A 12929-nucleotide genomic window follows, 5' to 3' on the forward strand; every position below is an offset into this window, starting at 1 on the left:
ATGAGCAAGGGTCGGTATAGGTTAAAGTCAGCGGGTGCGGATATCAATCATGCGACGGAAGTTGCGTTCGGTGCCTGCGCCGTTTGAAAGGCTGCGCCAATACCCCTAGCAGGATGCCCACCCCTAATGCACCGATCACGAACCCAAATCCCGCAAATACCGCCCCGGCAAACCCAAGCGGCACCGCAGGCTGGAAAGCCCCCCATGCGGCCTTGGCTATCTGCGGGTCGTTCATGCGCGGCAGATAATACGCGCGCATGAACGGTCCCTGCCCCTCTAGCTTGTGCAGCGTATCGCGCAGCGTTTCATAGCGCGTGAATGTCGCTGACATGTCCATGCGATGGCGCTCCATGAAGGGGCTTCCGGTCATTTGGGCCAACGCCTCTGCGCGTGACATGCCCACGGCCTGGGCGCTGGCGTCGAAATCAGCGGTGACCTCGTGCAAGGCATCGACCGCCCCGCCCAGCCTTTGCAGATACTGCTGCGAATACTCGGGGAACTGCGATGCCAGGACCGCCCCGGTGATTCCGCCAGCAAATGTCAGCGCGCGAAGGATCATGGGAACCAGGCATCAGTCGAGCCAGCGGTCATCGTTCCCATCTCTCGACCCTCCGTGTTGCGTTTAGACGATACCGCGATAAATCCCGGCCAACCTTTCGACGGCTGTCTCAGGGGCCATCTCCTCGCTTTCGCCGGTCCGCCGCGAGGTCAATTCAACCACACCGTTTTTCAACCCGCGCGGGCCAACCGTGATACGCCACGGAAGGCCGATCAGATCCATCGTGGCAAACTTGCCGCCCGCCCGTTCATCCCGATCGTCATAAAGCGGATCAAGACCCAACGCCTTTAGGCTGTCATACAAGGCGTCGCACGCACCGTTCGCCTGATCGTCGCCTTGCTTGAGGTTGACGATCCCGACGTGAAACGGCGTGACGCCTTCCGGCCAGATGATGCCTTTGTCGTCGTGGCTTGCCTCAATGATCGCCCCGACCAAACGGCTGACCCCGATCCCGTGTGAACCCATGTGCACCGGCACAGGTTTGCCATCGGGGCCCTGCACGGTAGCCCCCATAGGCTCGGAATATTTGGTGCCGAAATAGAAAATTTGGCCAACTTCGATGCCACGGGCCGTGCGGCGTCGGTCTTCCGGAATTTCCTCGAACAAGGCGGCATCATGAGTTTCATCTGTCCGCGCGTACCGCGAGGTGAACTCCTCGAGCACCGACTGGCACTGTTCAACCGAATCGTAGTCAATCTCGCGCTCACCGAAATTCAGTTCAGTGATCTGGCTGTCATAGAACACTTCTGATTCTCCGGTTTCCGCCAGCACCAGAAATTCGTGCGTATCATCGCCGCCGATGGGCCCGGAGTCGGCGCGCATCGGGATGGCTTGCAGCCCCATGCGTTCATAACTGCGCAAATAGCTGACCAAGTGGCGATTGTAGGCGTGCAATGCGTCCTCTTTTGTCAAATCAAAGTTGTACCCATCTTTCATCAGAAACTCGCGCCCCCGCATCACCCCAAACCGAGGACGGACTTCATCGCGGAATTTCCACTGGATGTGATACAGGGTCAGCGGCAGATCCTTGTATGATCCGACGTGGCTGCGAAAGATGTCGGTGATCATCTCTTCGTTAGTCGGACCATACAGCATGTCCCGGTCCTGACGGTCCTTGATGCGCAGCATCTCAGGACCATACGCATCATATCGCCCCGATTCCTTCCAAAGATCGGCGGATTGAAGCGTTGGCATGAGCATGGGAATGTGCCCGGCGCGCTGCTGTTCTTCGTGCACGATGTTCTCGATTTTACGCAGCACCTTGAAGCCCAACGGCAACCAAGAATAAATCCCCGCCGCCGATTGTTTGATCATGCCCGCCCGCAACATCAACCGGTGGCTGACAATCTGCGCTTCGGACGGGTTTTCCTTGAGCACAGGCAAAAAATAACGGGACAGACGCATGATGATCCTCTCAGACTGAATTCAGACCTGATTATGCCAAACCCATGAGGGAAACAATCACCAAGACCCGAGATACTTGGCTGACCAGACGGCTTGGGTCATCCGTGTGCGTTGTCGGCGCGCCGCGTTTGCTATTCGGACGTGGGGAGTGTCGCGGTACGCATCGCCAGTTCCAGCGCCACCTGCGTTGCCTTTGCCATATCCTGCACCGAAATCCATTCCAGTGGGCCGTGTATCTCCTGCATGCCGGTGAAGATGTTCGGGCATGGAATGCCCATCTCCGTCAGGCGCGACCCGTCGGTACCACCACGAATGGCAACCGATACCGGGTCCATCCCTCCTGCCCGGACCGCATCGCGCGCCAGTTCCACCGGCGTCATATCGTTTTCCAGCCAGTACCGCATGTTGCGGTACTGTGGCGTGATCTCACAACGTATCCCTGCCCGTGGTTCCGATGCCTGCACCGCCGCGCATACCTTGCGCAGCAGATCACCCTTGGCCGCCAGCCCATCACGCTCAAAGTCGCGCAGGATGAATTTGATTTCAGCCTCTGACGACCCACCCTTGATTGTCGTGGCGTGAATGAACCCCTCACGCTCGTCTGTGGTCTCGGGCGTCATCGTGGCATGCGGCAAGGTCATCAATATCTTCGCTGCCAGATGGAGCGCGTTCACCATCTTTTCCTTGGCCCAGCCCGGATGCGCCGAAACGCCGGTTATCGTCACGACGGCCCCGTCCGCAGAAAAACTCTCGTATTCAATCTCGCCGGGCTTGGACCCATCAAATGTATAGGCGAAATCACAACCGAAATCAGCCGGCAGGCGCGGATCGACGCCGCGCCCGATTTCCTCGTCCGGAGTAAAGGCAAGACGCACCGCTCCATGGGGAATCTGAGGGTTTTCCAACAGATGCCTCGCGGCGGTCATGATGATCGCGACACCTGCTTTGTCGTCAGCTCCCAATAGCGTGGTGCCGCTGGCCGTTATGATATCTTCGCCCAGCTTCTGCGCCAAATAGGGCGAATTGGCGGGTGACAGCTTCAGGTCGGGGGCATCGGCAAATGTGATATCGCCACCGTTGTAGCCTCGATGCACCACCGGCTTGACCCCCGTGGCATTGTATTGCGGGGCGGTGTCGACATGGGCACACCATCCCATCACGGTTTTTCCTTCGGCGGTCGCGGGCACTGTCGCAAGCACGACGCCATAGTCGGTCAACGTCACGTCCACCGCCCCCATGGCGTTCAACTCCGATACCAGCAACCGCGACATTTCCAGCTGGACATCAGTACTCGGGCGCTGTGCGCTGGCCTCGTCGCTCTGGCTGTCGATCGCGGCGTACCGCACCAGCCGCTCTTCCAATTCTCGATCAAAATCACTACGCATTTTCAGACTCCCATTGACCCTGCAAAAGACTGCCTGGCCGGTCGCGTTGTCAAGCGGGGTAGTCCTTGATTGACCGATCAATTATCCGCTACCCTGCAAGCCGCCACACGATCGGAGACCCCCCCATGACCACGATATTCGAACCCGCCCGCGAAACACCAGTGATCCATGAAACCGGCGTGTTGGTCATCGGCTCCGGCCCCGGCGGGCTCACTGCCGCCCTGGCCGCCGCACGCGCAGGGGCCGACGTGACCCTGCTTGACCGTTTTGGCTGCTTTGGTGGCAACATCACCGTGGTGGGGGTCGAAGGCTTCGCATGGTACCGTCACGAACAGACCGTCGAGGCTGGCGGCATCGGCCGGGAATTCGAAGAACGTGCCAAGGCCATGGGGGCTGCTACGCCCGAATCGCAATCACTCAGCTACGAACTGGACAGCGAGGGCTTCAAGTTGGTCGCCGACCGTCTGGTGGAGGAAGCAGGCGTGCACCCGATGCTGCACCGCCAGTTTGTTGCCCCGATCATGGACGGCGACGCTATAAAAGGCGTGATCGTCGAATCCAAGGCAGGCCGCGAGGCGATCCTCGCCAGAATCGTGATCGACGCCACCGGTGACGCGGATGTCGCATATCGCGCAGGTGCCCCCACCCGCAAAACACCGGTCGAGCAAATGCAGGCGGCTTCGGTCATGTTCCATATCGCAGGAGTGGACAAGGCCGCCTTCATGGCCGGCGTGAAGGATGATCCGCAAACCTATGCGAATTGGTCCACTGGCGAATGGGTGGTCGAAACCGACGGCAAAGAAGATTCCATGTTCTCACCCTTTCTCGCCAAGCCCTTTGCCCAGGCGATCCGCGACGGCAGAATGCCCGCCAATCTCAACACTATCGGCGGCACCTGGGGCGCTGTGCACGACAGCGGCGAAATGACCTACATGAACCTCGTGCATCTCGCCGAATGCGACGGCACCGATCCCGACAGCATGACACGCTTTGAAATCGAAGGCCGCGCCCAGGCCATGCACGCCATCGATGCGCTCAAGGCCTATACCCCGGGCTGCGAGGCGGCGCGTCTGCGCAATTTCGGCATGAGCATCGGCATTCGCGACACCCGTAAGATCGACGCCCGCTACAACATGACCGAAACAGACGTGCGCCAACAGGCCCGCTTCGATGACAGCATCGGGATCTACCCCGAATTCATCGACGGGTACGGCGTGTTGATCATCCCGACGACCGGCCGCTACATGCACATTCCCTACCGCGCAATGCTCCCCAAACAGGTCAAGAACCTGCTGGTGGTGGGCCGCGCCATCGGCGGCGACAGGATCGCCCACGCCGCCACCCGCAACATGGCCTGTTGCGCGGTCACCGGCCAGGGCGCTGGAGTCGCAGCGGCATTGGCAATCGCGCAACGCTGCGCCCTCGATCAGGTCTCGATCGAGGCTGTGCAACAGACCCTGCGCGTCCAGAATGTCCGAATCCACTGACCGCGCCCGCCCTTCCAAATGGCCTGAAATCACCGCCGGAGGCACCGCCACCGCAATACCCGCCCCCGCTTGCGCTCTATCACCACCCTTGAAAACCTGCTCTTATTGCGCAATGTCAGTCTAAACCGGTCGCAAGGACAGCACATGGCTCTGCCGAACAAAGATCATATGAAGTACTGGGGCATCGCGGGGGCGGTGGTGCTGGTCATCCTGTGGTTTACCGGTGATATACTCTTGCCCTTCATAATCGGAGCGGCGATAGCGTATTTCCTCGATCCGGTGGCAGACAGGCTCGAAAAATGGGGGCTCAGCCGTACGATGGCCACGATGGTCATTACGCTGGTGGCCTTGCTGATTTTCGTCCTGATGGCGGTACTGGTCGTTCCGACCCTGATCAACCAGGCCGGCAACCTTGTCGCGGTCGCACCCGAACTTGCCAAGAATTTCGTCAACTTTCTGACAGAACGTTTCCCCACGCTTCTGGATCAGGAGTCTTCTCTGCGCAGCTCGGTCAATTCGATCGGCGCGACAGTACAGGAACGGGGCGGAGAGCTGTTCAATACTGCCGTGGCTTCGGCGGCTTCATTGTTGAATTTGCTCATTCTGTTCGTCATTGTCCCGGTGGTCGCCGTATATCTGTTGTTGGATTGGGACCGCATGGTCGCGCAGATCGACAGCCTGTTGCCACGCGACCATGCCCCGACCATTCGCAGACTGGCCCGCGAAATAGACAAGACCCTCGCCGGATTCATTCGCGGCATGGGCACCGTTTCCCTGATCCTTGGCACGTATTACGCCATCGCCTTGATGCTTGTCGGTCTGCAATTCGGCCTTGTCGTCGGATTTATCGCCGGGCTGGTCACCTTCATCCCCTACCTTGGGGCCATGCTAGGAGGGACCTTGGCAATCGGACTTGCGCTCTTTCAATTCTGGGGGGACTGGTTCTCAATCGGGTTGGTCGCCGGTATCTTCGTGGTCGGCCAAATTGTCGAAGGCAATTTTCTCACGCCAAAACTGGTTGGCGATTCCGTCGGACTGCACCCGGTTTGGTTGATCCTGGCATTGTCTGTCTTCGGCTCGCTCTTTGGGTTTGTCGGCATGCTGGCCGCGGTCCCGATTGCGGCGGCCTTGGGGGTGATCGCCCGGTTCGCGACCGAACAGTATCGACAAAGTGAGCTGTACAAGGGTGCCCCGGCCATATCACTGGATGAATCGGCAGACTGACATGGCACAACAGCTTGGCCTCGCGCTTCCCAGCCGCACCGCACTGGGGCGCGAAGATTTCTTCATCGCCCCCTCAAACGCCATTGCCGCGGCAATGATTGACGGCTGGCGCACCTGGGCCGGGGCCAAACTGGTCCTGACCGGCCCCCAGGGCGCGGGCAAGACCCACCTTACCCACGTGTGGGCAAACCTGGCCAACGCGAGAATAATCGACGCCAACATGCTCGAAACGGCGGATATCCCCAGCCTTTGCCAAGGCAATCTGGCCGTTGAAAACGTCCCCGACATCGCAGGTCGGGATCGTGCGGAAACAGCATTGTTCCACCTGCACAACCTGTTGCTCGCCGAACGCCACAGCCTGCTGTTGACAGGAACAGCCCCTATCGGCAGTTGGAACCTAAGGTTACCCGATTTGACAAGCCGAATGCGCGCGTCACCTACCGCGGCGCTCGAAGCCCCTGATGACGTCTTGCTCACTGCGGTACTTGTCAAGTTGCTGGCAGATCGACAGTTGACGCCTAAACCTGACCTGATCCCGTATCTGCTCCGGCGCATGGATCGATCTTTCGCTGCGGCGGGCAAACTGGTGGCCGCTCTCGACAAGGCAAGCCTGGCACAGAAAAAGCCCGTGACCCGTGGCCTTGCGGCGCAAGTACTGGACAATGACGCCTGAGCCGCGCGATACTCACCAAAATTATTAGCAAACCCGTTACATTCCAATACCATAAGGTCGGCATGACGCACGCAGATTTCCTAGAAGCTCCGTTTCCGGAGGCCCAAGATCTTGCTGATCTAGACGCCACCGGTCCCGGTCGCTTTTACAACCGCGAACTAAGCTGGCTGGGCTTTAACTGGCGCGTCCTCGAAGAAGCTGAAAATACCCGGGTGCCGTTGCTGGAGCGGCTTCGCTTCCTGTCGATTTCGGCGGGTAACCTTGACGAATTCTATACCGTGCGGGTGGCAGGATTGCGTGAATTGGCCCAAGCGGGCAACATGACACCCGCCGCCGACGGGTTGACGCCTGCCGAACAACTGGTTCTGATCAACGAAGATGCGCGCAAGCTCATGATGACCCAGCAACGGGTTTTGCTTGATCTCATGGGCGAAATGGACAGAAACAACATCATGTTGGAACGGGCCGCCGACCTGGACGACAACGACAGGGCCTATCTGGAGGATGTCTTTTTCAACCAGGTTTTCGCGGTTCTGTCGCCGTTGGCGATCGATCCCGCACACCCGTTTCCCTTCATCCCGAACACGGGCTATGCTCTGGCACTACAACTGGAACGTAGCGCTGACAAACGCCCCTTGCAGGCGCTTTTGCCGATCCCCGCGCAGATTGACCGCTTCGTCGCCCTCCCGGCCCCGGACGGGTGTCACCGTTTCCTCCCGCTCGAAGACCTGCTGGTTCTCAATATCCCGGGCCTGTTCCCCGGCTACAAGCTCAAGGCGCATTTCGAATTTCGGGTGCTGCGCGACAGCGACCTCGAAGTCGAGGACGAAGCCGAAGATCTGGTGCGCGAATTCGAAGTGGCGCTGAAACGCCGACGCCGCGGCGAAGTCGTACGGCTTACCCATTCCGCAGGAGCCCCGGAAAAACTGAAATCCGTGGTGATGGCCGAACTCGGAGTACGACCGCAAGATGTCATCGAACTGGACGGAATGATCGGCATCAACGACCTTTCCGAACTGGTGATCGACAGCCGTCCCGATCTTCTCTGGCCGCAGTTTACCCCCCGCATCCCCGAACGGGTCCAAGACCACGATGGCGATATGTTCGCGGCAATCCGCTCCAAGGACATGCTGTTGCACCACCCCTATGAGACCTTCGATATGGTCGTGCGGTTTTTGGCGCAGGCGGCGCGCGACCCTGATGTCGTCGCGATAAAACAAACGCTCTACCGGACCTCGCGGGACAGCCCGATCGTCGAAGCCCTGTGCGAAGCTGCCGAAGACGGCAAATCGGTCACCGCCTTGGTCGAACTGAAAGCCCGGTTCGACGAAGCCGCCAACATTCGCCAATCCCGTCGGTTGGAACGCGCCGGTGCCCATGTGGTCTATGGATTCATCGATCTCAAAACCCATGCCAAGATTTCCACGGTCGTCCGGCGCGAAGGCAACCAACTGGTCACCTATACACACTATGGAACCGGCAATTATCACCCGATCACCGCCCGCATCTACACTGATCTGTCGCTGTTCACCTGCGACCAGAAACTTGGCCGGGATGCGACCAAAGTCTTCAATTATCTTTCTGGTTACGCACAGCCCGACAGGCTCGATAACCTGGCGATCTCTCCGATCACCCTGAAACCGCGTCTACTCGCGATGATCGACGCCGAGGCAAAGCACGCAGCTTCCGGTCGGCCAGCCGAGATTTGGGCGAAAATGAACTCCATCATCGATGCAGATGTGATCGACGCGCTCTATGCCGCCTCCCAGGCGGGGGTCAAGATCAGCCTGGTGGTGCGTGGCATCTGTGGCTTGCGCCCGGGTATAAAGGGGCTATCCGAAAATATACGTGTGAAATCCATCATCGGGCGTTTCCTCGAACACTCCCGCATCGTCTGTTTCGGCAACGGATTCGGACTGCCCCACAAGAAAGCACGGGTTTTCATCTCCTCCGCCGACTGGATGGGGCGCAACCTGACCCGACGCGTGGAAACCCTGGTGGAAATCGAAAACGCCACAGTCAAGGCCCAGATCACCAGCCAGATCATGGCCGCCAACCTTGCCGATGTCGCGCAAAGTTGGGTCATGGCCCCCGATGGCAGCTTTTCTCGCCCCGACCTCGAAGAGGGCACATTCGCCTTCAACTGCCACCGCTTCTTTATGGAAAACCCTTCCCTGTCCGGGCGCGGATCAGCAGGGGCATCTGACGTTCCAATGCTCACCCATGCGGAAGACTGATCATTTCATTTTGCCCTGAAAACTCTCGCCGAAGGCGCACATCTCGTCTGCGATCCCGGCAGTGTTCGTTCACGGGCGGGTAACGGGAATATGCATGTGGTTTCTGCGGTCAATACCGGCTTTGTCATACTCGCCTCACCAAGGTTAGTGATTGACCTTACCCCCCCGCTGCGCCAATTTACCCGACAACCCAAGCCTCGCAGGAGCGTCCGTGGCAGATAGAACCGACAATCCTCCGCCCTCTCTTGTGCCCGAAACCGGGGTGGCTGATTTGGGGCTCTTTGGCAAACCACTCTTTCTGGACCCGTCCGCCCGGGCCCTGGCGCGCGTCGGTGTCGTTGATGTCGGTTCGAATTCGGTGCGCTTGGTGGTGTTTGACGGCGCGGCCCGGTCGCCGGCGTATTTTTACAACGAAAAGATCATGTGCGCTCTGGGGGCGGGAATGGCCGAAACAGGTCACCTGTCGCCAACCGGTCGGGCGCGCGCGCTGTCGGCCATGCGCCGCTTCAGCAAGTTGGCTGAACGCATGGAGCTGACCGAACTGACCGTCGTCGCCACAGCGGCTGTGCGTGATGCGTCGGACGGGCGCGAGTTCTGTGATGAGGTCCAGCGTGAAACCGGCCTCAAGATTTGGGTCATCGACGGAGAGGAAGAAGCCCGTCTGTCGGCGCAGGGCGTATTGTTGGGCTGGCCGGGGGCCTACGGGCTGGTGTGCGACATCGGCGGCTCTTCGATGGAACTGGCGGAAATTTCCGGTGGCCGCGTGGGCAAACGGGTCAGCTCTGCACTTGGGCCGCTGAAACTGCGCGATATGAGCGGAGGTGCCAAGGCGCGCGAAGCGCATATCAGGGACACGATGCAGGCCCTGACCGAGAAAATGGGCGCGCAACGCGACCGGCTGTTTCTGGTCGGCGGCTCGTGGCGTGCAATTGCGCGGATCGACATGGTGCGCCGGGGCTATCCGCTCCATGTTCTGCATGAATATCGCATGACGGCGAAATCTGTGCGTGAAACCGTCAAGCACATTCAGAAATATGATCTTGAAGAGCTTCGACAAATCAGCGGAGTTTCCGCGAGCCGAATGGCCCTTGTCCCCTATGCGGCCGAGGTTCTGTCCCGTCTGGTCAAGACCTTCAAACCCAAAGATATCGCCGTCTCCAGCTATGGCATTCGCGAAGGCATGCTTTACGAACAAATGCCGCAACGGTTGCGTGACCGCGATCCCCTGATAGAAGCCTGCCGGTTCGCCGAAGCCAAAGATGCCCGCACTCCGGGCTTTGGCAAGGTGTTGTATGATTTCATCCTGCCGCTCTACAAGGCTGCGCCACCGCAGCGTAAACGCTTGGTAAAGGCGGCCTGCCTGCTTCATGATGTCAGTTGGCGCGCGCATCCCGACTATCGCGCCGAGGTCTGCTTTGACAATGCGACCCGCGCCAACCTAGGGGGATTGAAACACTCCGAACGCATCTATCTGGGCCTTGCCCTGTTGCACAGGTATTCAAACAAGCGCGAGAATACCCGTTTCGAAGACCTGTATCAGATGGTGGATGAAAAGACCCGCAACGAGGCCGAGATTTTGGGTAAAGCCATGCGTTTCGGGGCGATGATGTGGATGAACAAGGACGATCAGCGCAGCACTCTGCGCTGGTTCCCCAAAAAGAAGATACTGGAACTTTGGCTACCCAATGACATGATCCCCCTGTTCGGGGAAGTCGCCGAAGCGCGGTTCAACTCGCTCGCATCATCGCTCGGTGCCGAGGTTCATTTGAGAACCGGAAAATCCTGATCCAACCCTGGTCTGTCTAAAGGTCGACCTGCGGTACCTCATCCAGCAAAATCACCGGTGGCGCATCTTGTGCGGGTGGTTTTTCAGGCTTGCGTCTGATCAGGATGTCGCCGTTGGGCATCTTCTGCGGCGGCTCGTAGACGCTCCAGTCGTCGACATCGTTCAACAGCTCTGTAAATGCCGGCCCCATCTGGGCGGTAAAGTCGCGCAGTGCCGGGCTGACCTTGCTTCCCAAATCGGACAAGCCTTCGATGGCAGGTGCCATTTCCTGCTTCATCCCCTCAAAGAAATCCTTTGCGCCTCGCCCCATCAAGGACAAACCCGAAGGCTTGTCATCTTCAGCAAACGCGATGACCGGCTGCGCCAACAAGACAATGATCAAGATGATATATTTCATTTGCCCAACCATGCCCTCTCTAAGCTGTCTCACTGTAGCCTGCTCGCGCTATGATTTCATCGTCAAAATCGATGGTGACCGGAAAATGATCCGATGCCGCGATGAGCGCATTGCGCAAACGGTGATCTGACCAACATTGCGGGTCATCGAAGGGATGCCATATCCGCCAACGTGGTGACCGCACGTCAAAGTCGGGACTAACCATGATATAATCCAGCAACGCCTGGAGGTATCGGTTTTCAGGCGCGATCCAAAACCTTGATGTCGTAGGCATCGCGCCGATGCGCTGTGCCAGCGCCCTTGCCGCATGAGGATCTCTGAGCGCGTTTGGGCCGCGGTGGCCCAATATGATTTCGACGGAAGACCGCCCGAATAGATCCTCGAAACTGTCCAGCCCCGGTCCGTCATTCAGATCCCCCAGCACCATGACGGCGCTGCCTTCATCCAGATGCGTGTCGATACGTCGGCGCAGCCAAATCGCCTGCGCCAGTTGTTTGCGCCGGTTGGAAATCCCGATGCGCAACATGTCTTCCGGTGTTTTTGCCCCATGCGGTGCCTTCGACTTCAAATGAGCCCCGATCATCTGGAAAATAAATCCCGCGCGCGTCTCCACTCTCAGCTCCAGCGGCGGTTTCGAGAATCGGACCAGATCTTCTGTTGCATCGATATCGAGGTCGATACGCAAGGTTCCATCGAACCGTGGTGCCCCCGCCGCCCCGTGCTCATCGGTAGCGTCCCCACCCGGGGCGTGACGTGCGGTAATCTTGTCAGGGTCATACAACAGCGCGATTTCCTGTTGGGTGTCGTTGGCAAACCCCAGTATCGCACGCCGCGCCCGCAACCCGTACGCGGCGGCGAAAGCCATCAATGCCGCGACAGTATTGCGTTTGCGATTCTGGTCCGGCGCTTCGATGATCATCACCGCGTCGGCTTCGATTGCAGCAAAGACGATGCCCAAGGCCTCAGTCTGCTGCGCGCGGGTCACATCGCGACGACCGGACCACTCAGTATCGTTGAAAAGCTGGTTCTCTTCATCAAACAGGTTGGTAAACCATTCGACATTATAGGTGGCGACCCGCATCAGCGGCTTTTGCCAGACCAGGTTTCCCAAGCGCGGTTGATATCGATCATGCGCTTTTGGGCAATCGCGACCGCCTCCTGCGGCAATCCCCGCGCGACCAATACATCGGGATGATTATCGCGGACCAGCTTACGCCACGCCGATCGCGCCTGCTCGAATGTGGCGTTGGGACTGATCCCCAACACCGTATGCGGAAGCGGCGATGTATCAGGAACGAAACGCGCGCGCAGCGACGCGAAATCACTTTCGTCCATTGCGAATATTTCGGCGACACGGGCCAAAAAGGCGTCTTCGTTCGGATGATACTGACCGTCCGCCATGGCAATGTGAAACAACCCCTCTACCAGGTCACGCAGCATTTCGGGCTGGCCCTCGAACATCTGGGCGATCCGTGTGGCATAATCCTCAAATCCGGCAACATCTTGACGCGCGAGGTTAAAGACACGTGCCGCCCCTTGCTGATCGGCATCCGCAATCTGGAACACTTCGCGAAACGCAGTCACCTCATCCCGGGTGACTTGCCCGTCCGCTTTGGCCATCTTCGCCCCCAGGGCGATGACGGCAATGGTAAACGCCACCGACCGCTCAGGCGGGCTGCGTAACTTGTCAAACACCGACGCAAGCGTCTCACCTGCGGTAAGCGCCGATAATGCTTCAGTAATACGAGACCAGATAGACATAGCATCAACCATAATA

General features: G+C 58.8%; 11 protein-coding genes. 5 read left to right on the forward strand and 6 right to left on the reverse strand.

Going from position 1 to position 12929, the window contains the following annotated elements:
• Positions 1 to 43: 43 nt before the first annotated feature.
• The 3 genes from AC13DE_RS10275 to pepT all read right to left on the reverse strand — a co-directional run bounded on the left by AC13DE_RS10275 (position 44) and on the right by pepT (position 3348).
• Positions 44 to 559, reverse strand: coding sequence for a DUF2937 family protein (locus AC13DE_RS10275; protein ID WP_483047757.1), 516 nt, complete (start codon positions 557 to 559; stop codon positions 44 to 46).
• 63 nt (positions 560 to 622) lie between these two features.
• Entirely contained in the window at positions 623 to 1963 is a 1341-nt protein-coding gene (gene proS / locus AC13DE_RS10280) for a proline--tRNA ligase (protein WP_483047758.1), read from the reverse strand.
• A 131-nt stretch (positions 1964 to 2094) separates the two neighbouring features.
• Positions 2095 to 3348 carry a peptidase T gene (pepT, locus tag AC13DE_RS10285; RefSeq protein WP_483047759.1) on the reverse strand — a complete coding sequence of 418 codons (1254 nt, stop codon included), beginning with the start codon at positions 3346 to 3348 and terminating at the stop codon, positions 2095 to 2097.
• Between the two features lie 125 nt (positions 3349 to 3473).
• On the opposite strand from pepT, the gene AC13DE_RS10290 reads away from it, so the two are divergent.
• The 5 genes from AC13DE_RS10290 to ppx all read left to right on the forward strand — a co-directional run bounded on the left by AC13DE_RS10290 (position 3474) and on the right by ppx (position 10755).
• Positions 3474 to 4835, forward strand: a complete 1362-nt coding sequence (locus AC13DE_RS10290; protein ID WP_483047760.1) for an FAD-dependent oxidoreductase — start codon at positions 3474 to 3476, stop codon at positions 4833 to 4835.
• A 144-nt stretch (positions 4836 to 4979) separates the two neighbouring features.
• Complete coding sequence (locus AC13DE_RS10295; protein WP_446306385.1) at positions 4980 to 6059, forward strand: AI-2E family transporter; 1080 nt, start codon at positions 4980 to 4982, stop codon at positions 6057 to 6059.
• Position 6060: 1 nt separating this feature from the next.
• The gene (locus AC13DE_RS10300) at positions 6061 to 6732 is read left to right on the forward strand and encodes a P-loop NTPase family protein (protein WP_483047761.1); all 672 of its coding nucleotides are present in this window, start codon (positions 6061 to 6063) and stop codon (positions 6730 to 6732) included.
• 62 nt (positions 6733 to 6794) lie between these two features.
• Positions 6795 to 8969, forward strand: a complete 2175-nt coding sequence (locus AC13DE_RS10305) for an RNA degradosome polyphosphate kinase (protein WP_446312937.1) — start codon at positions 6795 to 6797, stop codon at positions 8967 to 8969.
• A 211-nt stretch (positions 8970 to 9180) separates the two neighbouring features.
• A complete protein-coding gene (gene ppx, locus AC13DE_RS10310; RefSeq protein ID WP_483047762.1) occupies positions 9181 to 10755 on the forward strand; it encodes an exopolyphosphatase in 1575 nt (524 codons plus the stop codon).
• A gap of 16 nt (positions 10756 to 10771) precedes the next feature.
• On the opposite strand, the gene AC13DE_RS10315 is transcribed toward ppx, so the two are convergent.
• Genes AC13DE_RS10315 through AC13DE_RS10325 form a run of 3 tightly spaced genes read right to left on the reverse strand, consistent with a single transcriptional unit; the run spans position 10772 to position 12913 of the window.
• Complete coding sequence (locus AC13DE_RS10315; protein WP_483047763.1) at positions 10772 to 11152, reverse strand: hypothetical protein; 381 nt, start codon at positions 11150 to 11152, stop codon at positions 10772 to 10774.
• A 19-nt stretch (positions 11153 to 11171) separates the two neighbouring features.
• On the reverse strand, positions 11172 to 12233 hold the full coding sequence (locus tag AC13DE_RS10320; protein WP_483047764.1) for an endonuclease/exonuclease/phosphatase family protein: 1062 nt from the start codon (positions 12231 to 12233) through the stop codon (positions 11172 to 11174).
• Positions 12233 to 12913 carry a TerB family tellurite resistance protein gene (locus AC13DE_RS10325; protein ID WP_446298124.1) on the reverse strand — a complete coding sequence of 227 codons (681 nt, stop codon included), beginning with the start codon at positions 12911 to 12913 and terminating at the stop codon, positions 12233 to 12235. The genes AC13DE_RS10320 and AC13DE_RS10325 overlap by 1 nt, the downstream gene beginning before the upstream one ends.
• Between the last annotated feature and the right edge of the window lie 16 nt (positions 12914 to 12929).

Source organism: Sulfitobacter sp. L-8, assembly GCF_056859255.1.

Excerpts from the sequence above, each read along its gene's own strand:
- AC13DE_RS10295 (WP_446306385.1), top strand. The coding sequence starts at position 4,980 with ATGGCTCTGCCGAACAAAGATCATATGAAGTACTGGGGCATCGCGGGG.
- pepT (WP_483047759.1), bottom strand. The coding sequence starts at position 3,348 with ATGCGTAGTGATTTTGATCGAGAATTGGAAGAGCGGCTGGTGCGGTAC.
- AC13DE_RS10275 (WP_483047757.1), bottom strand. The coding sequence starts at position 559 with ATGATCCTTCGCGCGCTGACATTTGCTGGCGGAATCACCGGGGCGGTC.
- AC13DE_RS10290 (WP_483047760.1), top strand. The coding sequence starts at position 3,474 with ATGACCACGATATTCGAACCCGCCCGCGAAACACCAGTGATCCATGAA.
- AC13DE_RS10320 (WP_483047764.1), bottom strand. The coding sequence starts at position 12,233 with ATGCGGGTCGCCACCTATAATGTCGAATGGTTTACCAACCTGTTTGAT.
- AC13DE_RS10315 (WP_483047763.1), bottom strand. The coding sequence starts at position 11,152 with ATGAAATATATCATCTTGATCATTGTCTTGTTGGCGCAGCCGGTCATC.
- AC13DE_RS10305 (WP_446312937.1), top strand. The coding sequence starts at position 6,795 with ATGACGCACGCAGATTTCCTAGAAGCTCCGTTTCCGGAGGCCCAAGAT.
- proS (WP_483047758.1), bottom strand. The coding sequence starts at position 1,963 with ATGCGTCTGTCCCGTTATTTTTTGCCTGTGCTCAAGGAAAACCCGTCC.
- AC13DE_RS10325 (WP_446298124.1), bottom strand. The coding sequence starts at position 12,913 with ATGTCTATCTGGTCTCGTATTACTGAAGCATTATCGGCGCTTACCGCA.
- AC13DE_RS10300 (WP_483047761.1), top strand. The coding sequence starts at position 6,061 with ATGGCACAACAGCTTGGCCTCGCGCTTCCCAGCCGCACCGCACTGGGG.